At 44.4% G+C, this 24,646-nt stretch carries 19 protein-coding genes and 2 pseudogenes; 11 read left to right on the top strand and 10 right to left on the bottom strand.

Translation table 11 applies throughout. The features are described 5' to 3' along the window. Positions 1 to 184: 184 nt before the first annotated feature. Both QZW82_RS13015 and QZW82_RS13010 read right to left on the bottom strand, forming a co-directional pair. Positions 185 to 2,584, bottom strand: a complete 2,400-nt coding sequence (locus QZW82_RS13015) for a DUF1254 domain-containing protein (protein WP_293148718.1) — start codon at positions 2,582 to 2,584, stop codon at positions 185 to 187. Positions 2,585 to 3,088: 504 nt separating this feature from the next. After that, positions 3,089 to 3,481, bottom strand: a complete 393-nt coding sequence (locus tag QZW82_RS13010; RefSeq protein ID WP_293148716.1) for a hypothetical protein — start codon at positions 3,479 to 3,481, stop codon at positions 3,089 to 3,091. A 178-nt stretch (positions 3,482 to 3,659) separates the two neighbouring features. Between QZW82_RS13010 and QZW82_RS13005 the strand changes: the two genes are divergently transcribed. The 5 genes from QZW82_RS13005 to QZW82_RS12985 all read left to right on the top strand — a co-directional run bounded on the left by QZW82_RS13005 (position 3,660) and on the right by QZW82_RS12985 (position 6,874). Continuing rightward, positions 3,660 to 3,932, top strand: a complete 273-nt coding sequence (locus QZW82_RS13005) for a hypothetical protein (protein ID WP_293148715.1) — start codon at positions 3,660 to 3,662, stop codon at positions 3,930 to 3,932. 11 nt (positions 3,933 to 3,943) lie between these two features. Beyond that, positions 3,944 to 4,294: a clan AA aspartic protease gene (locus QZW82_RS13000; RefSeq protein ID WP_293148713.1), complete on the top strand. Its 351-nt coding sequence runs from the start codon at positions 3,944 to 3,946 to the stop codon at positions 4,292 to 4,294. A gap of 152 nt (positions 4,295 to 4,446) precedes the next feature. Then, entirely contained in the window at positions 4,447 to 4,683 is a 237-nt protein-coding gene (locus QZW82_RS12995) for a DUF2281 domain-containing protein (RefSeq protein WP_293148711.1), read from the top strand. Between the two features lie 50 nt (positions 4,684 to 4,733). Then, positions 4,734 to 5,099, top strand: a complete 366-nt coding sequence (locus tag QZW82_RS12990) for a PIN domain-containing protein (RefSeq protein ID WP_293148709.1) — start codon at positions 4,734 to 4,736, stop codon at positions 5,097 to 5,099. Between the two features lie 374 nt (positions 5,100 to 5,473). Continuing rightward, positions 5,474 to 6,874 (top strand): GTPase, encoded by a 1,401-nt coding sequence (locus tag QZW82_RS12985; protein ID WP_293148707.1) that lies wholly within the window; start codon positions 5,474 to 5,476, stop codon positions 6,872 to 6,874. Between the two features lie 191 nt (positions 6,875 to 7,065). Here QZW82_RS12985 and QZW82_RS12980 read toward each other — a convergent pair whose 3' ends face one another. The 7 genes and pseudogenes from QZW82_RS12980 to QZW82_RS12950 form a co-directional block, all read right to left on the bottom strand. Continuing rightward, the gene (locus QZW82_RS12980; RefSeq protein ID WP_293148739.1) at positions 7,066 to 8,244 is read right to left on the bottom strand and encodes a calcium-binding protein; all 1,179 of its coding nucleotides are present in this window, start codon (positions 8,242 to 8,244) and stop codon (positions 7,066 to 7,068) included. A gap of 39 nt (positions 8,245 to 8,283) precedes the next feature. Next, positions 8,284 to 9,525, bottom strand: a pseudogene (locus QZW82_RS12975) (calcium-binding protein); the annotation flags it as partial. A 32-nt stretch (positions 9,526 to 9,557) separates the two neighbouring features. Continuing rightward, the gene (locus QZW82_RS12970; protein ID WP_293148706.1) at positions 9,558 to 9,983 is read right to left on the bottom strand and encodes a hypothetical protein; all 426 of its coding nucleotides are present in this window, start codon (positions 9,981 to 9,983) and stop codon (positions 9,558 to 9,560) included. A gap of 48 nt (positions 9,984 to 10,031) precedes the next feature. Next, positions 10,032 to 12,899 carry a caspase family protein gene (locus QZW82_RS12965; protein ID WP_293148704.1) on the bottom strand — a complete coding sequence of 956 codons (2,868 nt, stop codon included), beginning with the start codon at positions 12,897 to 12,899 and terminating at the stop codon, positions 10,032 to 10,034. 5 nt (positions 12,900 to 12,904) lie between these two features. Beyond that, positions 12,905 to 13,735: an alpha/beta fold hydrolase gene (locus tag QZW82_RS12960; protein ID WP_293148703.1), complete on the bottom strand. Its 831-nt coding sequence runs from the start codon at positions 13,733 to 13,735 to the stop codon at positions 12,905 to 12,907. A gap of 19 nt (positions 13,736 to 13,754) precedes the next feature. Beyond that, positions 13,755 to 14,549: a class I SAM-dependent methyltransferase gene (locus QZW82_RS12955; RefSeq protein WP_293148701.1), complete on the bottom strand. Its 795-nt coding sequence runs from the start codon at positions 14,547 to 14,549 to the stop codon at positions 13,755 to 13,757. A gap of 985 nt (positions 14,550 to 15,534) precedes the next feature. Beyond that, positions 15,535 to 15,801, bottom strand: coding sequence for a hypothetical protein (locus tag QZW82_RS12950; RefSeq protein WP_293148699.1), 267 nt, complete (start codon positions 15,799 to 15,801; stop codon positions 15,535 to 15,537). 83 nt (positions 15,802 to 15,884) lie between these two features. On the opposite strand from QZW82_RS12950, the gene QZW82_RS12945 reads away from it, so the two are divergent. From QZW82_RS12945 to QZW82_RS32250, 6 genes and pseudogenes are all read left to right on the top strand, one after another. Then, positions 15,885 to 16,628 (top strand): hypothetical protein, encoded by a 744-nt coding sequence (locus tag QZW82_RS12945; protein WP_293148697.1) that lies wholly within the window; start codon positions 15,885 to 15,887, stop codon positions 16,626 to 16,628. 25 nt (positions 16,629 to 16,653) lie between these two features. Further along, complete coding sequence (locus tag QZW82_RS12940; RefSeq protein ID WP_293148695.1) at positions 16,654 to 17,811, top strand: DUF1822 family protein; 1,158 nt, start codon at positions 16,654 to 16,656, stop codon at positions 17,809 to 17,811. A gap of 31 nt (positions 17,812 to 17,842) precedes the next feature. Next, positions 17,843 to 19,723, top strand: a complete 1,881-nt coding sequence (locus tag QZW82_RS12935) for a CHAT domain-containing protein (protein WP_293148693.1) — start codon at positions 17,843 to 17,845, stop codon at positions 19,721 to 19,723. Then, positions 19,720 to 19,986, top strand: coding sequence for a hypothetical protein (locus QZW82_RS12930; protein WP_293148692.1), 267 nt, complete (start codon positions 19,720 to 19,722; stop codon positions 19,984 to 19,986). The genes QZW82_RS12935 and QZW82_RS12930 overlap by 4 nt, the downstream gene beginning before the upstream one ends. A gap of 85 nt (positions 19,987 to 20,071) precedes the next feature. Then, positions 20,072 to 21,037 (top strand): hypothetical protein, encoded by a 966-nt coding sequence (locus QZW82_RS12925; RefSeq protein ID WP_293148690.1) that lies wholly within the window; start codon positions 20,072 to 20,074, stop codon positions 21,035 to 21,037. A gap of 267 nt (positions 21,038 to 21,304) precedes the next feature. Then, positions 21,305 to 22,030 (top strand): annotated as a pseudogene (locus tag QZW82_RS32250) (filamentous hemagglutinin N-terminal domain-containing protein); the annotation flags it as partial. A 2,226-nt stretch (positions 22,031 to 24,256) separates the two neighbouring features. Here the strand turns inward: QZW82_RS32250 and QZW82_RS32245 are convergent. Continuing rightward, positions 24,257 to 24,337: a hypothetical protein gene (locus QZW82_RS32245; protein ID WP_366665015.1), complete on the bottom strand. Its 81-nt coding sequence runs from the start codon at positions 24,335 to 24,337 to the stop codon at positions 24,257 to 24,259. Positions 24,338 to 24,646 lie beyond the last annotated feature (309 nt).

The following is a 24,646-nucleotide window of genomic DNA, read 5'->3' as shown; positions in this document are numbered from 1 at the left end:
AACGATCGATCGATTCCGGTACGATCGGGAAACAGGAAGGATTGCAATGCTCGATTTGGTTCGTAGTGAGGACTTTAGTCCTTGACAGAAGAAGGACTAAAGTCCTCACTACGAACCTTTTTTATTATGGTAATCGAGGGGACATGATATGACTTGTGTGCTAACTGCGGTGGCGGTTGCTATATCACGCGCGCTGGACTCCCGGCGGCGTCCAAGTACCGTTGAGAGCCTCTTCTTCGGGCCAGTAAATACGCATTGTCAAGTTAAAGTCTCCGGCGGGCGCCGGCAACCAATTCGACTGCAATGCCGCATCTGTCGGTGCATTTTGGATGTAAATATCCAGGGAACCGTCAGCATTGTACTTCAACGGATCTCGATCGCCCAAAGCATATCGATCCAAAGGATTTTCGACCAACAGGCGATCGCCATCATACAGAGTCACAGACCAAAAAGCTTGACTCGGTGGAAATTCTCCCGGCCCAAACCTCAGTACATATTTGTTAGTACCATTGAGCGGTTGACCGTCGCGATCGCTGTAAGCTGTCGGGTATAGCGCATCAGCATCCAAATTCGCACCCAAACCTACCAAGCCAACCACAGCCCGCTTCAAGTATTCCGTCCCATAGTCGCCCAAACCGCGAGAAATCGTCCAACCCTCAACAGCATCGCTTTCACCGCTAGCCGCTGTCGAAATAATCTTTTGTGCTGCGGGTACAGCCCTTTCAAAACCTCGCGCTGCGGCCAAAGATAGAGCATCAAAATCAAACGTTTGACTTGGTGTCAAGCCAAAAGGCTCAAAAGTCCCTACCAAAGGTGCATCATCTGCTGTCGGCGGATTGCTCTTCATCAGTTGGTTTAACTTGGTATAGAAGCTATCTGCTGACAAGCCGGCAACTTGAACCGGTGGCGGCGGAGTTGTTCCCGGAGGAGCCGGAACAGTTGCAGGTGCGGGCGGAATATTGCCACTAACCCACTTGCTTAAAGGTATCAAGCGGTATTTGTCCTGAATTGCTGTTACATTTGGAATGTCGGCGACGCCATCGACGCGGGTGCGCCCGACGATCCAAGCTAGATTTGTGGGCGATCGCACTTCACCCAGATCCGAGGGTAAAGTTCCCTGCCAGTTGGGCCCAACGATCGCAGCAGCCCCTGCCGTAGTCCCAGTTGTCCGATTACCCGGAGAATCAAATACGTTCGTCCAACCATCCAGAGTCGGCATCAGGTAATAGCGTCCCGTCATATCCGGCCTCTGCAAGACGATCGGCTCTTTGGTTAAATCCAACCAAGCCGTTGAGTAGAGAGTATCGACATTCGGTGCGACAACATCTTTGAATGATGGATTGGGAAACTGTCGCACGTGGGCGAACTCGTTTATCGGCGCGCGGCCGGCTCCATCCGGTGCTGCGACGGCGGTTGACACTTCTTGGGTGGTTGCCATCAGTACGAGGGGATAGCCGTAGACATAGGCTTTGATGCCTGTCGCAAAAGCTTCCATTTCGCTGTCACGCTGGGTTTTGGCGGCAGTTGCATCAGCTTCCGAGGCCGATCGCCGGTTCAGTGTCAATTGGTAGGTAGCCGCCGGGAAACTTGCTAAAGGTCGATCGCCCTGTTGCAAAATAGAATTGCCAGTAATTTGACTGGCTGGCTGTTGCTTAACTCGCACGAAATACTGGCCGGGAGTTAGCGTCAGCGATCGAATTGATTCGGAATTGCTGTTAGTTTGTTCGGAGGATGCGATCGCTTCATCTGCTGCTAAATCTCCATCTCCATTCAAATCCTGCATCACGGCTAAGTCCACATCTGCCGAGTTTTGCCAACCGTTTAAGCTCAAATCTACAGTCGTGGCGCGATCGAGATCTAGACCGTAAATATCCTGGCGGTTGGCCTTGCCCAAACTACCTGTCACCTGAGTTTCACCACTTCCCCCGCCTAAATTGCGCGCGCCAACACTCACATTATCGATCGCGCTTGCCAGAGGTACGATGCGATCGCGAATTTCTGCCGGCTTGACTCCCTCTGCTACAGCCAAAATACGGTTGTTATCGCGCAACCGCAGCACTGTGTCGTTGCCGCTGGCTTCGAGAAGCAGTCGATCGCCCGTCAAGCCATCGGTGAGTGCGATCGCATCTCCCGCCAGCGGGTTAAAATCTAGGATGCGATCGGCACCATCGACTGTGAGGACTGTTGCATCCGGTGCGATCGCAAACACATCGGCTCCCGGCCCGCCCAACAAGCGATCGCGCCCCGTTCCGCCAATGAGAACATCAGCCCCCAATCCGCCCTGCAACTCATCATCGCCCGTACCACCGCGCAGCCAATCGTCACCGCGATCGCCGATTAGCAGGTCATTTCCGCGGCCGCCCGCGAGTTCGTCGCTACCGGCACCGCCGCGAATCGTATCTGCGCCATCTTGTCCGAAAAGTCGATCTGCGCCGCGATTGCCAAAAATGCGATCGGCAACTGGCGAACCTTGAATCGTATCGTTTCCCCCCAAACCGATAACGCCTAACAAACCGTTGGCAAGTCCGCTAACAGGAATTTGAAAGGCATCGGCTCCGGGAGTTAGGTTTAAGAAATCTACCATAGTAAAATTAATTGATGTTAGACAACAGAGAAGATGATAACAAAAGAGATCGAGGTGGCTGTATGTTGGATATATAAAATATCCAATTTTGCTTCAGTCGATAGTTAATATTCTAAGGTGTCATAGGTTTTTCCGGTAACAGATTATGTTTTGAGTGGATTTTTGGGAAATAAAATAAATTTAGTAAATTAACCGGACTAGGATCGCCGTGCTTGTCCGTGCGTTATGATACAGAACATCACGGAAAAGCAGGGCGATCGGAATTCAATATATACAGGCAATCCTTCAGGAATTCTCCTACAAATGCGATCCAACCTTAGTTTCAGAAACCGGGTTTTTTTGCCAAAACTTCGTCGCAGTCGAAAAATTTGGGGAAAACCCGGTTTCTTTGGTTGGGGTGCGTCGCTTGGTCTAAGAAACCGGGTTTCTCTGAGATTTTTCACATCCTCACCAGATTTTACGCAGAAACCCGGTTTCTGAAGCCTCACGCACCTAGTTCATGATTTAAGCTGCCGTAGCTGCTGGTAAAGGTTCAATTTCTTCTGGCTTAGCGTGACGGCGTGGGTCATCAAAATCCCAAGCAAACAGCCAATCTGGGTCAGCGTTACCGCATCCGATCGCATATATTTGACTGTGTTTGAAATGCTGGAAAAACTCCTGACACTTTTCATCGGTCATTAGCGATTTTTCCAGTGGCAAGTCGTGAATTAGGGCGTACAAATCGAATTCGTTGCGTTCTGGATTCCATTGATAGCGTAGTTCTGGACTGTAACCGAGTTCGATTAGTTTTGTTAGAGCCTCATCAGGGGTTTGATAGTTGTCTAAGTGAACGCGGTTTAGGGAAACAACTACTTGTACGTGGTGGTATTTGGCGGGTGTTAATTGATATTGGTTCATCGGTTTTTCCTTTTTTTCTCATCACAAGTGTAATAGCTTTTTCCGGTTACATCTTATTATGGGTTAGAGCTGCTTGTCGGAAAATAAAACAATTTTACTGAATTAACCGCGCAAGGATCGCCCTGTTTGTGCGTGCGCTATAATTGAAGGATTCACAGAAAAGCCTGGGAGTCAACCTATGCAAGCAATCCTTTTAAGCCGTGAAGAAGTTGCGAAACGTGCCAAGCAATTGTATGAAAGCACCATCCGCGAAAAGGTAGAAGTGGAAGAGAACATCGGCAAGATGGTAATCATCGACATTGAGACAGGTGATTATGAAGTCGATAAAACTGGATTGCAAGCATCTCGTAACCTCAGCAAGAAGCACCCAAATGCTCGACTCTTTGGTATTCGTATTGGATATAACGTTGCTGTCTCATTTGGTGGTGTCATGGAGCGTGTATACAAGTGATTTCAGGGATTGTGACAAATAGACACGCAACAGTAACGCTGACTTTCTTGCTATCGAATGGCTCAAGCATCCCTATTGAGTTTGTGATAGATACAGGCTTCACTGGGGAATTATGTCTTCCTCTAGAAGCTGTTTTATTGATGGGCTTAACCTTTAGACACGATATTCCCGCAAATTTGGCAGATAATAGTGAAGTCTTGCTACCAATTCACGAAGCGATCGTCCTTTGGGATGGTGAAGAGCGAGAAGTCCTTGTCCTTGCGACAGGAAGGCGACCTTTACTGGGAACTGCCTTGCTGGATGAGCAAGAACTTGTTATTCAGTTTACAGAAGGTGGGTTGGTGACGATCGATGAGTTGTAGCTGTCGTCAAGGTTGCAAGTACGCGCGATCGAAGCTATTAAAATTGCGTAAGTTTACAAGATCGTGTCAGTTTTTCTTGCCGACAGGGCGATCGGAGTAAGATGCCAAAGTTGTGTTAGGAGACGATAAAGCCCACCCACTCTCTAAAAGCCATGACAGCCACCGAAAGACTCTATCAACTGATCCAAACTTTCCCAGAAAGCCAAATCAACGAAGTCCTCCACTTCGCTGAATTTCTCCAGCAAAAACAACTCGCCACTCCTCAACAGGCTATCCCTCCTGGCACCCTCACCGGACTTCGGGGCATCGCCAAACATTCTGGGTCAGCCCCTAGCGATGATGAACTGCAAACAGAATATAGCGACTATCTCACCCAAAAATACCAGTAAGCCATCCCGTGAAAATTCTCATCGATACCAACATCGTCCTGGACTGAATCTTGGAACGGGAACCCTTTGTCGAGAGTGCGATCGCCCTTTTCGAGCAAATTGAACGGGGCAACTTGGAAGGCTATATCGCCGCAACTACCATCACCAATATTTTCTACATCATCCGCAAAACCGAAGGTCGTGAAGTCGCCCTTGCTGCCATTCATCGGCTACTAACTGGACTGAGATTTTGTGCTGTCGATCGCCAAACCGTCGAAACTGCTCTGGGCCTTGGTCTGAAAGACTTTGAAGACAGCATCCAACTCGCCTGCGCGACACTCGATCGACTCGATGCGATCGTCACGCGCGATCGGAAAGACTTCATTGGTAGCAACCTCCCCATTTACTCGCCCACAGAACTCTTAAACCAGCTATAGTAGAAAAATATCTGAAAAATCCCTAACTCCGAGTATAAGGATCGTCAACCTCAAATCTCAAATCGATCGAGGTAATTTACGTAAGTTTACAAGATCGTGTCACTTTTTCTTGCCGACAGGGCGATCGGAGTGGTTTATTTTTTGAGTTAACATCAAAGCAGACAACAAGCTGTTGAGAATGTTCGGAGTTTAAACCGCAGATATGCGGGATAAGCCAACTAAAAATGTAATTGTACCGCAGATGCCGTAAAATTATAAGTTAAACCAATAATTGGTATTCAGCGAAGAATTGTATAAAAGTGCATCTTAATTAATCTTTCAGTCTTGTGTTTTAAGTCGTATGAAAAGTTTGTAAAATGGTATCGCAGAGATATATGGTGTCTATTTTTACGCAAGGTAACTATCATCCATTCATTTTTCGTAATGGTGAGCAGGCAGGGTCTCCTGAACAGCTAGTAAAAATTTGCGAACGAATTCCGCAAGATGGAATTTATTTTTTACTTCGAGAAGACTTTGAAAAATGGCTTAAATATATCAATCAAGATGATTTTGCCCAAATTGCTGTGGCCGCAAGATTGGCTTTCAAGAGTGATAAAGATCGAATCGAGCAATTTATTCGGGACTCATATGTTGTATTTAGTGAGGAAACACCTGCAACAACTCTAGGGACAGATCAGTTTTCTCAAATACAAGAGAGAGCAAAGGACAGAGGATTTTCATTTCTCTTGGTGGGAAGAACAGGTGTTGGAAAATCGAGTACGATTAATTCTTTGATGGGACGAGAGGTTGCACCCGTTGGAGAATTTGAGGCTGAGACAAAAGTTGTCAAAGCATACACTTCGCCTACAAGTGCTACGATTCCGTATGTTGTATATGATACGCCCGGATTGTGTGATGCCGATGGGAGTAATGCAAAATACCTTGAGTTGATTAACTCTAAAATCACTGAACCAATCGACTGTCTTTGGTTTGTAACTTTACTAGACGATAATCGTGTCAGGACTGATGAGATTGATACTATTCGACATACCACGACTGCTTTTGGTAAAGATATCTGGAAAAGAGCAGTGATCATTTTTACGCGAGCTGACAAAGTTGAGCCTGAGAATTTCTCTCGCTACCTTACCGAAAGAACACGCTTACTCCATGAAGAAATCGCAAGGTCGGCTGGGAAAGAGATTGCTTCAACAATTCCATCCGTAGCCGTGAGCAATAAGTTGCCTAGGACTCCCGATGGTAAGCTGTGGCTTGGTCGCTTATTCGTTAAGACATTTGTTCGGATATCAGAGGAGGGATTAGATGGTTTTTTATTTGAAATAACTAATTGGAGAGGCTTGAAGATTGATGAATCTAGGTCTAAAACAACCTCGCCTGAGGAAGATTCACAACCACGTCAGGATAAGCAGCCACGTCAGGATAACTATATTCATAGTAGTGTCCATGTACATCTCAGTGAATCTAATTCAAAAACTGCACATCGAGAACTTCCGGAAGATTTTAGTGAAGCGCGCCCTCCTGCCATCGAAGTAACTCAAGACGATATTGACGATACACCTGAGTTTGTACCTCGTGCAAAAAGTTGGTTTAGCAAAGTTGCTGAAGGCGCGGCAAAAGGGGCTGAGATTGGTGAAAAAGTTGGTTTGGCAGTTGGTACTGTTGTAGACCGATTAACGGGCAGCAATTTAGGTAAGGAAGTTGCTGCATCAGTGGGCTTCGTTGCTGGTGGAATAGTGGGTACAGCTATTGGTGCTCTAAGGGGATTGTTTGGCCGTTAACATTGCTATCTAAAATTGAACAGCTCAAATGTGAGTATTTGAATATCCAGTGATAATGAGCAATGCACCATACCCTCGATCGCGACAATAGCTAACCCGGATTTGATATTACAAACCGCAAAAACTGCAAAAAACCCGGCTTCTTGAAGAAACCGGGTTTTTAATGTATTCGATTTCAACCGAATCGACAATTACTTGACGCTAGAAATGCCAGTCAAATCGCTATTAGCTAGCGGGTTAATCGGACTTGCAGCCGGAGTAATTAAGAGGCTGTTGTCCTTAGCAGCATTCGCAGTTGGGATAATTGAACTATTAACACTCGCCGCTTGCAAAGGCAGAATTGGCTGACTTTGAGCGCTGGTGAGAGAAGTCAACAAGCTCTTTGTGTCGTAGATGAGAATGTCATCATCCATGCCACTAAAACTGTTCATGGTTGGAATTGAACCACCATTTAGCAAGATGTCATTGGTGGTAGTTTTGGCAGAAGTTGCTATTGCAGTAACTGGATTAGTAACTGTTGTCAATGGTTGCAAACTGAGACTTGCTGCTGCCGAAGTCGTGCTAGTTGATAGACTAATTGGTGCAGTTGCAGTAGCTGGAGTCGTACCTGTTGTTAATGGCAGGCTGAGACTTGCTGCTGCGGTAGTCGTGGCAGTTGACAGACTAATCGATGCAGCAGTCGTGCTGTTTGGCAGACTAATCGATGCAGGAGTAGCGCTGGATAAGCTAGTGCTAGAACCGCTACCAATTGATTGTAAAATATCATCACTATCAACTGGTTGACCAGTCAAAATGTCGATATTCAATGGTGTATTGAAAGCTGCGGGAAGCGCACCTCCGGGAGTGATTGAGACAAAGCGAGAACTGTCAACTGTTTTGGCTTGAGTATCTTTCAACCAAGCTAAATGTTCGCCGGTGCCTGCGATGCTAATCAAGGCATCGTTAGTATAATTTTCGCCGCCTTGAACGATTTGCAATTGGTCAAAAGTGAGGTCTTGTGAGAGTCCGAGGTAATCCCGATCGCCCTGGAAGTAGAATATATGATCTAATCCCGAACTTGGCGATAGTACAAATATGTCGGAACTGCTGCCACCAATCAACGTATCTTGACCGTTTCCGCCCTTGAGTACGTTGTTTCCTTCGCCGCCGTAAACGCTGTCATCGCCATCGTTGCCGTTGAGGCTATCGTTGCCGCTGTTACCGTTTAAGAAGTCGTTGCCGTTGCCACCGTCGAGGGTGTCATCGCTGCTGCCGCCGTCGAGACTGTCATCGCCTTCGTTGCCCAAGAGGTTGTCGCTGCCGGCTTCTCCGGTTAGCAAGTCGTTGCCGCAACCGCCGTCGAGAGTGTCCTTACCAGCGCCTCCCAGCATCGTGTCGTTGTCGCATTCGCCGAACATCAAGTCGTCGCCGTTGCCTCCGCCCATGAAGTCGTTGCCACCGCCACCGGTGAGAGTGTCATCGCCGGAGTCGCCTGTCAGCGTGTCGTCGCCGGAGTCGCCGAAAACCATGTCGTTACTCGCGCCGCCGTCCATCATGTCGGTTTCATCGCCACCGTAGAGGGTGTCTTCGCCGACTTCGCCCAAAATCGTGTCTTGCCCTTGACTGCCAAACATCAAGTCGTTGCCGGCACCTCCGAACAGTTTGTCGTCATCGATGCTGCCGTCAATTTTGTCGTTGCCCGCGCCTCCCAATAATTGGTCGTTGCCCGTACCGCCGAACAGTTCGTCGTTGCCAGCGCCACCGTCGATGGTGTCGTAGCCGGAACCGCCGTCAATTTTATCTTGGCCTGCTTCTCCAAAAATTAGGTCATCGTCTTCGTTGCCCCAAATGTTGTCGTTGCCAGCGCCGCCGTAAATCGAGTCGTCGCCTGCTTGGGCCCAGATGTTGTCGCTGCCGTCGTTGCCGGAAATCAAGTCGCCACCGGAACCACCATCGATGTTGTCGTCTCCAACTTGTCCGAGGAGAGTGTCGGCTGCGTCTCCGCCGTAGATTTGGTCGTTGCCACGGCCGCCGTCGATGAAATCTCGGTCTTCGCGGCCGTAGAGTTCGTCGTCGCCGTCGTTGCCCCACAGGGTGTCATTGCCGGTGCCTGCATCGATGAAGTCGTTGTCGTCGTTGCCTTCGATGCTGTCGTTGCCGGATTGACCGAATATGCGATCGTCCCCTTCACCACCTGCTAAGGTATCGTTGTTCGCGCCGCCGTCGATGTAGTCGTCGCCGCTGTTGCCGTCGGCGAAGTCGTTGCCGTCATTTCCGAAAATGCGATCGCGCCCATCACCTCCAGTCATGCTATCGTCGTCTGCACCACCTTCTAAGTAGTCGTCGCCATTGTTACCGGAGAGGGTATCTTTGCCGATTTGACCGAAAAGGCGATCGGCTCCTTCGCCACCATCCAGGCTGTCATTGCCCGATTCGCCCCACAGTTGGTCATCTCCGGTTTGTCCTAACAGCGTATCGTCGTTATCGCCACCCCACAATTGGTCGTTGTCGTCATTGCCTTCTAAGAAGTCATTGCCTTGGCGGCCGTATAATTTATCACTGCCGTCATTGCCGGAGAGTGTATCGTTTTCGGTGCCGCCGTCCAGGATGTCGTCACCACTGTTGCCAGCGAGAATATCGCGACCGGCTTCTCCTAACAGGCTGTCGTTATCTTCGCCACCGTCGAGTTGCTAATATGACAAGATTACTCCGGCAGCTTCGGGACTTCTTGCACTTCACCCTCAATTACTTCAGCAGAGCCAAGTTGGATGCTACCAATTTTTTCCGATTGTTGCATCAGAAACCCTACGATCTCAGAAGCTGATGCCGGATCTCCACCTTTTGCTGAGATTGTCATAGTTCTACCACTAGATTCAGTGAGAACAATTTCAACAGATTGCTTCTGTGCAACATCACGAACAGCTAGCGCTAGTTGGTAAGCAGCAGCGGAAGTTATAAAAGTTGCCAAAAGCTCCATAAGTCCGAATCGAGCAATTTTTCCCTCTTCAGAAGACTGTTCCGCTCCTCGCACGTCTACACCCTCAATGGCTGAGGCTTCGTCAAGTAGTTGAGCTAAGGTAACATCAGCCACTGCACTATTGGCTGCTAAGACTGCGATTTTGACTTCCATTACTCAACCTCTCTTTTAGGGATATTCTACAAATCTGCTGAAAATATTTTAACTCGCACTGTCGCACTGATCAACCACGCTTTGTGCGAATTGATACAACGCATTCAAAGAAGGTATTTTCCTACTAGCCATAATATTCTTTACATCGTCTTTTATTTGGCTAATTGCTAGATAATTTTGACCTTGCTGAGCAAGATTCAATGCTTCCTTTAAGTATTCAAGAGATTTTCCTGTGTTTTGTAATAGGGCTTCCAATAAGGCTTGGTTAGCCAATGTATAAATATGATACTCGCAATTATCTCTGGTGAATGGGTGGGCTTTTTGGATCATCTCTTCTAAGGACTTTAAATCACCTCTATAAGCCGCCACACTGGCTAAGGTGTTCCATGCTTGCATTTGCTCTGTAGGATCTTGAATCTCCGATAGAAAACTTTTAAGTCGATTAATAACTTCTTCTAGTTCGGGGCTGTAAACTCCATTAAGACGTAATCTAACATGCACTAAGTTTCTAATAATTTCAAGTTGAGTTGCTCTATCATCAACAGATTCTGCAAGCTTCTGTCCCATCGATAGATATGCTAAGGCAGACCTATATTCTTTCAATTTCCAAGTAATCTCTCCTAAGTTATTCCAAGCTATTGCAACTCCTACATCATCTCCTATCTGCTCAAGAAGTCGAATAGAAGATTGTAGAAGACTAAGTCCTTCAGTAATATTTGTTCCGCGCAAGCCTAAAATAGTCCCCAATATTATCCGCGACCATCCGAGAGTTCGAGGTTCCGCGACACTGTGGTCATTAGCCAATGATAAATGATTAATTGCTTTAGCCCACTCACCCTTAAAAAAATGAGCAATTCCCATATTTACATTTGCGCGGTCTTTTAGATTTTGGCTTGTTATCTGATGAACAACATTCTCGGATAATGCTATCGAGCTTTCATAGTTTCCATACCAAAACTCTCGTTCACTTTCAATAAGCGAGACTCGTACGAAATTTTCAAAGTCCAAGTTAATATCTCTCAGTGATTTTGTAATAGTATCAACTACATCATATCGCGCTATATGAATAAGTTCTTCGGCAATGTAAATAATTGATTTTGAGGGTTTTGCATAAACTTGTAAGAGCTTTTTCCCGACAGATTCAACAGCTAACCAGTTACGAATTCTAACCATAGCACGTAATGCTGTTAGCAATGATTCATCCCAATCACCATCACAATCACAATCGTTTTGGAGAAAAGTGTTAATCAGCATTTGGCACGCCCACAAGTTTTGCGGAGTGCTGAGTACCTGTTCACACCAATAATGCTGAATAGTGTTTACTTCAACTGAGATTCTTAACTCAGAGCTTATAGCAATTAATGAATCATGAGGAAGATAGTGATCATCTGAGAAATAAATCATCCCCATTTCTTCTAAGAGTGTCATTTCTTCTAAATTTAAATTAAATATCTCTCGAAATAACTGTTCGTCTACATAGCCTCCACTGAGAGCTACAGCAACCATAGAGCGACGCATTTTGGGAGATTTTGTTGCTTCAGTGAATCCATCTTGTGAACCCGTCTCGGTAGATAGAAATTTCCGAAGATCTAAAGGTAGTCCTCCGGTTATCGCTTGAAGGTATGTTGCCGAAAAACCAGAAGTATCATATTGACGACAAAATAAATTAATCTCATCTATAGAGAGTGTTGGACAAAGCCAAGGATAAACATTAAGGTTGGGTAATGGAGGGTTTTGACTAACTAAAATTACATCTAGTGATGTGGAATTAAGTTCTTCCACAAGTTGAAATACTAGATCACTTGATAAACGTTCAAGGTGATCTATTGCAAGTAAGCTGCCTGGAAGATGGTCAGCAAGATATTTGAAAGTGTTTTCAATATCGCCTGCTGGCGGTCTTCCTGATGGAAAAAGATAGGGTAATTGTTCAACAATCTCCCCAGATAAGTGTGATTTTATATCGAAAAAAAGGTTTTCTCCAAAGTTGGGGACAGAGCAATATATACAGTGAGTTATTTTATTTTTTAGCTGTTGTATCAGCGTAGTTTTTCCTAACCCTGATTTTCCATATAACCAGATAGGCTGACCATTATGAACAATGATTTTATCTTGCAGAGAAGCAAGCAGTCTTTGCCTAAGAATAATATTAGAAGCCTGAAAATAGCTATTATCTTCAGGTTCTTCCATTTCAATATTAGATAACAGCCAACTACTCTGATTACCTATCAAATAGCATTCTGGTTTCGGAAGTCCTTGTGCTTCAAGATCCTTTTCTATTGCAATTGCTAGTACAGCAGAACTTTTAGGTTGAGAACGTAGCTTGGCAATCTGAGTTAGAACACTTCTGGTAAAGAATCCCGATGATGTTTGAGAACTTTCATAGGCGCTATGTAGTCCAGAGGCAACCATACAGAACAAAACTTGAGAACCTGATGTGTATAAAACATCCGCATCTGGCATTTGGGCGGGAAGAACATTCTCCATAACATCTATTCGCAGAGAACATGCGTCTAGGAAAAGATAAGCCTCTTGGGGTTTTACTCTAGCTATGGCACTTATTAGTTCAGATAAAGTGATTCCTGTGCCCACACGATCAGCAGGTTCAACATCATAAGGCAGTAATACCGAACATGGAAGTGTACCTTCTTCTTGAACTCTAGAGCCGTGACCAGCATAAAAGATTAATACGCGAACATTTTTGCTGGCTTTTTGCAGAATCCAAACGCGCAGTGCTTTTAGAATTTCTCTTTTTGTCGCTGTTTCGTCGGTGAGAAGGCATATCCTGCTTAAAGGAATACCCCAAGAGACCAACGCTTTTACGACTCTTCGAGCATCAGCAGCAGCACCAGGAAGTTTGCCAAACAACTTAGACTGGTAACTAGATATACCTACTACTACTGCAACGGTCTTTAACATTAGCTTTAGAGAAAATCAGACACAGTTTTTAAGAAAATATCTGGCGCTTCTGCAAAGGAAAAATGACCAACTTCAGGAATGATATGAACTTTTGTGCTTGGTCTCTGTAGCTCCGGACTGCCATCTGGAGTTTCAAAATCTTCTGAGCCATACACCACAAGGGTCTTTTCTGGCAGGTAGGAACATTGATCTCGAACGTCAAAACTCCCAAGCGATTCAACCACCTTTTCATAAACTGGATTGCTGTAGGAAAAGAACTCAACATCCGGAACAGAAGCCGAAGAACCTACATAGTAAGGTAGCAAAAGATCCATAATGGCAGAAGCTGGCTCAATATCTTCTTGTGAGCTTAGTTCTTCAAGTTTAGTCATAATCTGTTCAGGAACTCGCGTCATGAGACGTTGCCCAGACTCTTCAAAACGATCTGCTGTCAATCCCATTGGATTAGCAAAGATCGCTTCTCTAACATGAACTGAGTTATACCGCTCTAACAAAGACAATACAATGTAATCGCCCCATGAATGACTAAAGAATCCAACATCCGAATTAAGATGTAAGGATTCGATCAAAAACATTAGTTGATCAACCATAAGAGAGGCAGACACACGAGAAATTGGTGTTTTGTCATGTCCGCATCCACACTGATCGTAAAAAATTAGTTGCCTTTTGTCAGCAAGAGGAGCCAGCCATTTCACCAAGTACGAATGTTCTAGCCCTGGTCCTCCATGAATAATAATTAGAGGTTTTCCATGCCCAAACGTTCTGGTGAAGATTGGTCCAGCTTGAGTCTCAATATAGGTTCCTTCAGCAACGTTGCTGGCAAATTTAATAGTCATCTTTTTCATCACTGCTAAACTAGACTTCCTGAAATATCCTTTTATCCTCAAAATTGTCATAGTTCATGACAAATAGTGAACCGAATAACCCATACTGAATATAGGATCGAGGATCCAACGCCCATAAGTATAACTCTGCTGCAAGCTCTTGTGGCAGAGGTGAGCCAATATCTAGTTCAGCCACTAAACACATATATAGATGTGTTAGCTCTTTTGTGTTCGGGATCTTACTGTTAGCGATTATCCTTTGTGTCTCAATATGCTGAAACCCGATTTCAGCTAACTCTCCTTGGATGTCTTTCCTAACATCTCTTTGTCCACCGTCGTTGTTAACTTTCTCTCGAAATTTTCCCAATCCTCCAAGAAATATAGGTAAATTAGGCTTTATAAGGAAATGCTCGTCATCAGCATCTATGATCAAAATTCCCGCCGTTGAAGCTGCATGTTCTTTAACCCATTTGAAAAAAGCTTTGCGATCTGGAAGATAGCTAGTCACATGGCGTAGCAGTAAGAAATCAAACTCAAAGTCGCCAGAAAGAGCATCATAACTTCCAGTAATAACTTCTAATCCAATTCCTTTGTATCGTTCACGAGCAATACTAGCCATTGCTTCATCTTTCTCAATACAGGTAAATACCTTGTCAGGGTAATCATCAAGAAGCATTTTTGCATAAAATGCGTTTCCACATCCTAAGTCCAGAACTTTCCTAGACTGTTCCCAGATTTTGAACTGGTACAACGGATGTTCAAGAGGAAATGTTACACGAGCTTGGACTTGTAGAAGGTCATCATAAATTTTTGCTCTATCTCGCATTAGTTAAAATAACTCCGCTTTGGGTAGGTGATCTTAGACATTTCTTGATAAAGAATCGATCTACGTCTTTTCCACTAACAGCAGAGGTGAGAGATTTAAGTGACCCTCACATCTGCTTTTTGTAATTGCGATTAACTTAGCGAGGCATATTTGTTCTCCATTCCTTAACTACTTAAATATTGTAGTAAATACACCTCTGACCTGACCAATTTTTTTTCAAACTTTAATAACAAACATTAACAAACCTTCTGTAGCAATAATGCCCACGCAAGTAGCGTCACGATCACAAAAACTTCACACCAGACAGATTACCTTTTGCTACGCCCTAACCCTGAATCGAAGCAGGCTAACTTATTATTAATTTGCAGATGCGGGAAAAAAGCCTAACCTCTCTATAGAATACTTCATGTTAATCCGTTCTGTCAAGATTCACTTAAAAAATAAGATTTTTCAGTAATTGTTTCCAAGACAATGGGGGCGATCGCACTTATGCACTTATGCACTCTCGAACTGCCGTATATCCGTCATTTACCCAAACTGAAGTCTCGCGAAATGCGATGTGCGATCGGGAAGTTACGGGCGATGCGACTTTTGAATAAATCTCAACAAGTGCGATGAACTTCGTAATTTCCCTTCTGTTTACTTATCAGGGTGAACTCAGTGGTTTTATGCAAAACTCTACGGATTTTTTTGTAAAGTTTTGTGAACACTGGTGAAAGTACGGAACAACGTGTGTTTGGGGGTTTTAGGGGCGATCGCAAACTATGCGCTTTCCCCACGATCCGGCAGGGAATCAATTCCCTGCCTCATAGCGAAAGTCCTCTGAAAGAGGACTAAATAAAACCTCTTCAGTCGTCTTCAGACGACTTTCGCTATGAGACGGGGGTTTGAACCCCCGGCGGACTGCGGGACTGACGAATAATCCCGATCGCCCCTCAAGCCTTTTTGTTGTTCCTGTTTACTTATCAGGGTGAGCTCGGTGTTTTTATGCAAAAATCTCAAGTTTTTTTTGTAAAGTTCTGCAAATACTGGTGAAATTACGCAATGACAAGTGTTGTAGGGTTTTAGGGGCGATCGATTGCTTAGGGACTCCGCCAAAGAAACCGGGTTTTTTACCAAATTTAGCTGTATGACCGAGTATTTCGTAAAAAAACCCGGTTTCTGACCCAGGGTGTGTTAGTTTTAACAAAAATTCATATTTATCTACACAGCCCAATCCACCACATAGCAAGACTTTCAACCATTCACTCAAAAAAACTTTCAGAATTTTGCAAAAATTTCCCCAACTTATCCTGATAAATAAATGTAGGAACAAAGTTGCGATCGCACTTAACTATGAACGATCAATCCCACCCCTCTGAGGGGGAAGACCACTTATCCGATGACTCCGATCCTGTTGGGGGCTCAGGAAAATCTGGAAATTGCGATCGCAAGCTTCTCTATCAAGAGTTAGACAGCCTTGTCACCCTCATTAGGGAGGAGGCCTCGAATTCTTGGAAGCAAAAACGTTTGTTGAATCAGCTTGTGACTAAAATGACAAACTCCGGTCTGATCTGGAAGGAAAATGCACCTTACTATCAAGATGCTTTGCAAGAACAGTGGGAGTTTTTATATAGCAATTTGTGCGAATCCCGCACCGGCACTCAGTACGATCGCGATCGGGGTAACGTCATAACTTGGTTCAATTATTATTTGAAGCGACGGCTGCAAAATTGGGCGGTGAGGGTAGATCGAGAAAATAGCAGGAGAGACGATCGACAACTTGTTTTAGAAGACGGAAGTGCGATCGCTCGAATCGAGACTTTACCTGCGGAGGATGACAGTCATACAGTCGAATGTATTCAATTACTCGAACACGTCAAAAGTTGGATCGAAACTAATCCTGATGGGATATTAGACGAGTACATTCGAGGGCGGAAAGATCTGACTTGTCAAGTTATATTGAGAAGCAGGGCATCTGGTAAAGATTTTACCACAATAGCAACGGAGTTTGGCTGTGCTTATCCTACAATATATAGCTTTTACCGAAAGAAATGTCGGCTTCATTTGCAACAATTTCGAGAAGACTGTGGCTATTAATCATACAAGGAGTTAAAATCGGGAAATGAAGAACAATACTACTACAACCCAATCATTGCCAATGCCAATTACCCAAAAGGCAATTGCTCTAGCATGGCAATTTGCTTGCGAACACCAATACCCGCAAAAAGTAGAACAGATTTATCTGAATACTTTGGCTGTGTTGGTAGTTGCCGATTATTTAAAAATATTAGATATTGAAACTGATTTAACTCAATGCGATAGCTGGAATCCAGTAGTTCGCCTGTTTGAGAATGTGGCAGATTTATATATTAAAGGGTTGGGTAAAATTGAGTGCCGTCCAATTAAGGCCGAACACAAACAGGGAGAAAATGGCAATGAAAATTCCGCGACAAATTTACCTGAAATCTGTCGCGTCCCTCCCGAAGCTAGGGAGGAACGGCTTGGTTATATTGTAGTAGAAATTGATGAAGATGAAAAGGAAGCAAGATTGCTGGGATTTTCTCCGACGGCGGATTCAGGTGAATTAGTATTGAGAGATTTACATCCTCTGGATGACTTCTTGCTTCACCTTGAAACAATCTATGAATCTAAAGTGGATCTGCGTCAGTGGTTGGAGAATATATTTACATCGGATTGGGAGTCTGTTGAATCGATATTCGATCCGCAGCCCGAGACTGAACCGACTGAGATTGAAAATCCGGTCAAATCTAATTTACGCAAGTGGTTAAAGAATGTTGCAGAAACGAACTGGCATAAATTTGAGGAAGGCAAACAAAATTTAGAAAGTCGAATTTTTCGTGATGAAAACCCAGCTTTTGTATTCCGAAGTGGTGGAAATGCCCGATCGCAAAATACTTCACGCGGACATCAAAGCAGTATCGATATGTTTCCCGAAGCGGATATCGTGCGGGCAAAGTTGATTGATTTGGGAATGCGTTTGGGTAGGACAACTGTTGCGTTGTTGGTGGGGATTGCCGAAGATAGCGATCGCACTGTCAGAGTACACGTTCAGTTGCATCCGGCGATCGGCGATCGTTACTTGCCAAACAATATTAAATTGTCCTTAATCTCTGATATAGGAGAAAATTTACATGAAGTAAAATCAACTGTTCAGAATAAGTGCATTTTGCTCAACGATTTTTACGTAGACCCAGAAGAAAGCTTTACTATTCGAGTAGCTTTAGATGATTTTACCATAACGGAAAATTTTGTGGTATGATATTTTGATTAACTGCAACGACATCCAATTTATGAGCAGTACAGTCATATTGGCTTTGGGATCGGGGGATTTTCAAAAAGGCTTTTCTTGCGTGACAGCGGAGTTAAAAAAGCAAGGAGAAACTGTCGCTCAATATTTAGGAAGCTTGCTGCCAGCACCTGAGGTTTACGAGTTGCACAAAAGGTGGAAAGTGAGTTGTCGCGCCACCCAACATCACAGAAGCAGTTCTCGAATCAAAATCAAGCCTGCGGGCAAAACAAATATCTCTGAAGACAAGCCTAATATTATCTATGAAGGTTTGAAAAAAGAGATGAACAAGTGGTTGAGTGCTGATGAGTTTTACAGAAAAATAGAGGTAAAACTCAGAACAGAAATTAGCAATCGAGACGAATTAGTTGAAATATTTTTGGAGTGCAATAACTCTGAGATTTGGCAGTTACCTTGGGATGTGTGGCAATTTCGCGAAGACTACAATAACTGTGAAATTATCGGCAGTTCCCCTGAATATGCAAAAGTTCCCCAAGAGACAATGATAGGGGGAATACCTCTAAGTTCGCGAGGCAGAATTTTGTGTGTGTTAGGCAACAGCCAGGGAATTGATGTCAGCAAAGATACAACAGAAATCACCAAATATCTGGGCGATAGCTGCGACTTACAATTTCTTCAAGAACCAAATTCCCAAGAGTTACGCAACCAGTTATTTGATGAAAAAGGCTGGCAAGTTTTATTTTATGCGGGACACAGCGATAGCGATATCAATGGTGCCAACGGATTGCTATATATAAATCAACAAGTTGCAGACAATACTGTCACCGTACAAGACTTTAAAGAAGGTCTCAAACGAGCTATTGTGAAAGGATTGGAATTACTAATTTTCAATTCTTGTTCGAGCATGGGTATAGCAGCAGATTTAGTCACAGAAGGTATTTCTTTGCCATCAGTGATTGTGATGCGGGCGCCAATCCCGGATTTTATTGCCCAGGAATTTGTGAAGTCTTTGTTTAGATATTTAGCCCTCAAAGAACCTTTGTTTTTAGCAGTACGAAAAGCTAAGAATGATTTACTGCGCTACGAACATCAATTTCCCGGTGCGAGTGGCATACCAATGCTTTGCCAGCATCCAACTTTTGAGGGATTAAAATTATTAGAATTAAAGTGCGATCGCCCTTTCGCTGCACCGACAGATGATGTAGCCCCGGTGAAGCGAAGCTATCCCGTAGCGAATCGCCCAAACCACCCGCAATTTACGATTCCAACTAAATTTATGCAGCGTACCAGCATCAGTTTAGCTGGTTTGGCGATCGGCTATCCACTCATCGGCCCGCATCTGGCATCTGCGATCAACACATTTGGGATGCAAAACCACCGCCACAATCAATTTTTAATCGCGAAAGCTTCATACAGTCTAGCTGCATCAATCAATCCTACTAACGGCGAGTCTTCCTATAACTTATCCGAACTTTGTAGAGAATTAAGCGATCGCAAATGCGAGCGAGAATCAATGCAAAATGCAGTCTGGCGGGGACTTCCAGAAGCTCACGCTCAAATATCCAAATCCTTCTTGCTGGAAAATAAACCTGAAGAGGTTTTAAAGGCGATCGCACTTTGCCTTCAAACTGCTAAACACGATGGAGTGAAATCAGCTTGTTTCAAGAATCGCGGCTGGCTGCGCTTCAACCAAAACCGATACGACGCAGCGGAAACCGACTTAAGAAAAGCAATATCTCTCAGCAATAAGACTCCAGAAGCTCAATGCCTTTTAGCGCAGGTACTGGAAGCTAAAGGAAAACCACAAGAAGCACTCACACATTGGCAACAAACGCTGAAATCTGCCAATCCCAGTATACCAGAACAAGATGAATGTATCCAAATGGCAAAGGAACGTTTACCAATAATAGGAAAAAGTCAATGAAAAAACAGACGACTGTTGTTATGGGTGCAAGTGCGATCGCATTTACGTTAATTGCGATCGATATTTTGCCTCAGCCCCGCTTCGGAATTGACACCAATTCATCCAAAATATCCGCCAAAAACCCGATAATTTCCCCAGCAATCGCAGCAACGACAAGAATACCCAACGGACAAATCCTGAATATTAGCGGCGAAGTGCAGCTACAGCGTCAAGATGGCAGAAATATTAGCCCCAGCGCGGGTACGCCGATTTGGCGTTGCTGATTTACGGTATGAAAGGCTAAATAGGTCTGTCATAGAAACCTGTATCCACAAAGGTTTTGGATTTTAAACTTATTTTTTTCATACCATGATTAAGCAACGCCCGCCGATTTATCCGGGTGACAAACTGCAAACTTCACAAAACGGACAAATTACGATTCAATGTGCAGATTTAGGAATTAAGTCAATCAAAGCGGGTGAAAATCAATTAAATACCTGTTTGTTGGCTAGGGAAAAGTCGAAGGATGAGTGCAATAAAAATTTAATTAAATGTCCCGATCGCGGCGACGATCAAATTGTTTGGAACAATGCGCCAATTCCTTATATAATTAGTCCGAGGCGGACGAAATTGTTAGGAAATAAACCAATTTTGCGCTGGAATCCGGTTGCGGGTGCGACTAGCTATAAGTTGAGCATTCTCGAAAATAAAGCGAAGTTAAATTGGGAAATGACGGTTAACGGTACTGAGGCGGTGTATCCGGGGGAACCGGCGCTGAAACCGGGTTTTAAGTACAGGTTGATTGTGGAGGCGAATACGGGGGTTTCTTCGGAAAGTCCTCTCGGGGAGGGGGATACAGAGTTTCGCTTGCTGGATGAGAAGGAGGTTGAAGGGGTTAAGGAGGCTGTACGGACGATCGAGCAACAAGTACCGAATGCAGCGAGTCAGAAATTGGCGATCGCACAAGTTTATCGTAGCGCCAACTTGATTGCCGAAGCAATAGAAATCCTAGAAAGCTTACCAGCAGCGGGACTTGAGACGGCGCCCATCTACCGCACGTTGGGAGAAATGTATCAAGGGCGATCGCAACTGATGCCGCAGGCTAAATTCTACTATTTAAAGGCGATTAGTAGAGCCAAACCGGACGATATCGAAGAGCTAACCGACGCGCGTTACGGTTTGGGAGAAGTCCATTCATCTATGAGGGAGAATCTGGAAGCAATGCAGTATTTGAAGTTGGCAAAAGATGGATATCAAACTTTGGGAGATGTGCAGATGGTAGAAAAAATAGGGAAGCAGTTGCAAGATGTGCAAAGGAGGGAAGAGAGGAAATAGTAAAGCGCTGTGACGTTAATTCCGCCAGGGGTTTAAACCCCTGCCTCAAAGCGAAAGTCCTCTGAAGAGGACTGAATGGTTCATCATTATGGCACAACTTTCATACTCAATAAAGATATATAGTTTCGCCTCAGCGCCCAAGCGCAATTACATACCGAAAACCCTGTTTTTCTACAGTCCTCTTTAGAGGACTTTCGCTATAAGCCAGGGGTTTAAACCCCTGGCGGACTATCGGATGGTGCAAAATATCATCTACTAACAAAAACTATGAAATTACCCGATAAAAACAATCTATTTTTCCTAACATTCCTCTCCTTCAGCACCTTAGCAACTTGGGAAACAGGACTTTTCACCCAATCTCAAACAGCCACAGCCCAAATCACCCCCGCCACCGACGGCACGAATACTCAAATCACCCCAAATGGCAATCAGTTCAACATTCAAGGTGGTCAACAATCCAGCGACGGCACAAATCTATTTCACAGTTTCCAACAATTTGGTTTAACTCAAGGACAAACTGCTAACTTTATCTCAAATCCCAGTATCCGCAATATTTTAGGACGCGTTGTCGGCGGCGATGCTTCGATAATTAACGGCTTAATTCAAATTACGGGCGGCAATGCTAATTTATTTTTAATGAATCCGGCGGGGATTGTTTTCGGTGCAAATGCGAGGTTAGATATTCCCGGTTCTTTCACAGCGACTACTGCTACAGGAATTGGTTTCGGCAATAACTGGTTTAATGCTGTTGGTACGAATAATTATGCACAATTAGTCGGAAGTCCGAACACTTTTGCTTTTACAAATTTACAGCCGGGAGCAATTATCAATTTAGGCAGTTTGGCTGTGAAACAGGGGCAGAATTTAACTTTGTTGGGCGGCACGATTGTGAGTACCGGACAACTTTCTGCACCCGCAGGCAATATTATTGTTGCTGCTGTACCCGGTCAAAACTTAGTGAGAATTAGTCAGCCAGGAAATTTATTGAGTTTGGAGATTCAGCCGATTACTAATGGTTCATTTCCAATTAATAATTATCAATTTCCAGCTTGGTCAATTCCCCAATTGCTGACAGGAAAAAGTGATATTAATGCAACAGGAGTGACAGTCAACAATGATGGAACTGTACAGTTGACAGGTGCAGAGGCAACAGTGCCAACCGATCCAGGGACGGCAATTGTTGGTGGTAATATTGATGTCTCTGGGGAGAAGGGGGGTAGTGTGAATGTGTTGGGTTCCCGCGTGGGTTTGATGAATGCGAGTATCAACGCTTCGGGGATGAATGGCGGCGGTAACGTGCGCGTTGGCGGTGATTATAAGGGTCAAGGTTCTGTGTCAAATGCGCTGCGGACATTTGTGAGTAATGATTCCACAATTAATGCTGATGCTATTACAAACGGTGATGGTGGCCGCGTCATTGTTTGGGCGAATGAATTGACAGGTTTTGCTGGTAATATTAGTGCTCGCGGCGGCAGTAATTCTGGCAACGGCGGCTTTGTAGAAGTGTCTGGCAAGGAAAATCTGATATTTCGAGGTACAGTAGATACTTCGGCATCAAATGGCATTTTTGGCACTTTGTTGCTAGATCCAGCCACTTTAACTATTGTCGATCAAGTAGTAGGGAATGCAACTCAGGATATTCCGGGGCTACAGCCGGATAGCAAAATTTTAGCTGGTGATGCTAACATTGGTGCTAATACTGTTAGCTGGGGGCAAATTAGCGCCCAAGGTGCTAATGCCAATGTTGTTTTAGAAGCAACAGGAAGCATCACTATTAACAATATCACTGGGGTAGTATCTGGCAAAGCAGATTTAGTTGCCTTACCTTTGACTACTGGTAGTCTGAGAATCTCTTCAACGGCAGGCGGAATCACATTTGTTGATACCAATGATACTATCCAAACAGAAGGAGGGTCAATCACCTTACAAGCGCTGGGTGGAAACATCACAGCCGGCACACTATCTACAACAGGATACTCGGATGCGAGCATCTCAGAAATTGGAGGAAATGTCACTCTTCAAGCAACTGGTGATATTTCAGTCAACTCTATACTCGCTAACGGTAAAGATGCCACTATTACTAGCGGTGGTAGCGTTAATATACCCAGGATTCTCGTGACTGGATCTTCTGGGACAATTGGCGGTAATGTCTCGATTAATTCGACTGGAAATGTTACTACTGCCCAGATATACTCTGATGGAGGAACTTCTTTCACGGGCATTGAGGGGCAAGGGGGAAATATTACTATCAACAGCCAAAACGGTAATATTAATACTGGCTTATTGCAAGCTAGAGGCTATGGTGGCAATGGCGGACAAGTTACGATTAAAGCTGCTGGCAATATTAAAAATGAGGGGATTGAAGCTCATTCCAGAACAGGCAATAAAAATGGAGGAAATGGGGGTAATATTACGATAGTCAGTCAAACTGGCTCTATAAATAATGGCGGGGATTATATTGTATCTGTTGGCATCAAAAATGGCGGCAATATTACTTTTACTGCGGGTCAAGATATTATCATTAATTCTTCTATTCTGTCGAGCGATTCTTATTCAAGTATCGGCACGAGTGGAACAATCCAATTTACGAGTAATGCTGGTTCTATCGACACTAGAAAAGCAGAGATTACTTCTGTTAATGGTGCGGGTGGCAATGCTGGTAATATCATTTTTCGCGCGGATCAAAATATTCTTACACGTGATGTAATTAGTCTGGTAGAGAACGGTAGCGGACGAGCTGGAGATATTATTTTTACCAGCCAAAATGGTACAATTGACACCACCGCAGGCGGATTAAATTCTATAGCGGCTATAACGGGTGGAAACGGCGCGGCTGGCAATATTCGATTTGAGGCTGCTAAAGATATTTTAACTGGCAATATAATTGTTGTTTCTAAAACACTAACTCCCCTGGGTGGAAATATTAACTTTCTTAGTCGTACAGGAAATATTCAAACCAGATCGGGAGCTTTACAGGCATCCAATCTTAGCGGTAGCGGGGGCAATCTTACCCTCAATGCACCAGCGGGTAATATTACGACTGGGCTTGTGACAACTGAATCTATTGGCAATGGTGGCAATATTAATTTTACCTGTAGTGGAGCCATTGATTCTACTGCTAAGCAAGTTTTATCTCAAAGCCAGAATGGAAATGGAGGCACAATTACATTTCAAGCTGGGGGCAATATTTCCACGAACAGTGTTAATGCACAGGGGAGCTTAAATGGTGCAAATATTAGCTTGCAAAGCGGAGGTAGTGTTAATACTACCGCGGGAATTATCAACTCTCTTGGCGGCAATAGCGGCGGCAGTATCACTATCAAAGCTGCCAGCAATATTATTACATCCGATATCGCCTTGCTGGTAAGTGGCGTAAATGCAAACAGCGGTAGCATTAATATCACTAGCAGTAGCGGTAATATTGATACTAGCAAAGGTGCATTAGCGGCTCCTTCTGCTAATGGTACTGGTGGCAATATTACTCTGAGCAGCCCTGTTGGTAATATAGCGATTAGCGTTGTCAATGCTATTGCTACTGGCAGCGGAAATGGTGGTGAACTGACTTTTAATGCCAAAAATAATATAAGTATTAACAAAGGTAATATCGCT

The sequence above is a fragment of the Microcoleus sp. bin48.metabat.b7b8b9.023 genome (genome assembly GCF_013299185.1).
Taxonomy (GTDB): domain Bacteria; phylum Cyanobacteriota; class Cyanobacteriia; order Cyanobacteriales; family Microcoleaceae; genus Microcoleus.
Note: the sequence above shows the minus strand (reverse complement) of the source record. Positions and strands in the feature narration are given on the sequence as shown.

Bases quoted from the DNA above. Each gene is read 5' to 3' on its own strand.
- QZW82_RS12925 (WP_293148690.1), top strand. From the start codon at position 20,072: ATGATTAAGCAACGCCCGCCGATTTATCCGGGTGACAAACTGCAAACT.
- QZW82_RS12980 (WP_293148739.1), bottom strand. From the start codon at position 8,244: ATGCTGGGAGGCGCTGGTAAGGACACTCTCGACGGCGGTTGCGGCAAC.
- QZW82_RS12960 (WP_293148703.1), bottom strand. From the start codon at position 13,735: ATGACTATTAAATTTGCCAGCAACGTTGCTGAAGGAACCTATATTGAG.
- QZW82_RS12935 (WP_293148693.1), top strand. From the start codon at position 17,843: ATGAGCAGTACAGTCATATTGGCTTTGGGATCGGGGGATTTTCAAAAA.
- QZW82_RS12945 (WP_293148697.1), top strand. From the start codon at position 15,885: ATGAACGATCAATCCCACCCCTCTGAGGGGGAAGACCACTTATCCGAT.
- QZW82_RS12965 (WP_293148704.1), bottom strand. From the start codon at position 12,899: ATGTTAAAGACCGTTGCAGTAGTAGTAGGTATATCTAGTTACCAGTCT.
- QZW82_RS12970 (WP_293148706.1), bottom strand. From the start codon at position 9,983: ATGGAAGTCAAAATCGCAGTCTTAGCAGCCAATAGTGCAGTGGCTGAT.
- QZW82_RS12995 (WP_293148711.1), top strand. From the start codon at position 4,447: ATGACAGCCACCGAAAGACTCTATCAACTGATCCAAACTTTCCCAGAA.
- QZW82_RS13005 (WP_293148715.1), top strand. From the start codon at position 3,660: ATGCAAGCAATCCTTTTAAGCCGTGAAGAAGTTGCGAAACGTGCCAAG.
- QZW82_RS12955 (WP_293148701.1), bottom strand. From the start codon at position 14,549: ATGCGAGATAGAGCAAAAATTTATGATGACCTTCTACAAGTCCAAGCT.
- QZW82_RS12940 (WP_293148695.1), top strand. From the start codon at position 16,654: ATGAAGAACAATACTACTACAACCCAATCATTGCCAATGCCAATTACC.
- QZW82_RS12985 (WP_293148707.1), top strand. From the start codon at position 5,474: ATGGTGTCTATTTTTACGCAAGGTAACTATCATCCATTCATTTTTCGT.
- QZW82_RS13015 (WP_293148718.1), bottom strand. From the start codon at position 2,584: ATGGTAGATTTCTTAAACCTAACTCCCGGAGCCGATGCCTTTCAAATT.
- QZW82_RS13010 (WP_293148716.1), bottom strand. From the start codon at position 3,481: ATGAACCAATATCAATTAACACCCGCCAAATACCACCACGTACAAGTA.
- QZW82_RS12930 (WP_293148692.1), top strand. From the start codon at position 19,720: ATGAAAAAACAGACGACTGTTGTTATGGGTGCAAGTGCGATCGCATTT.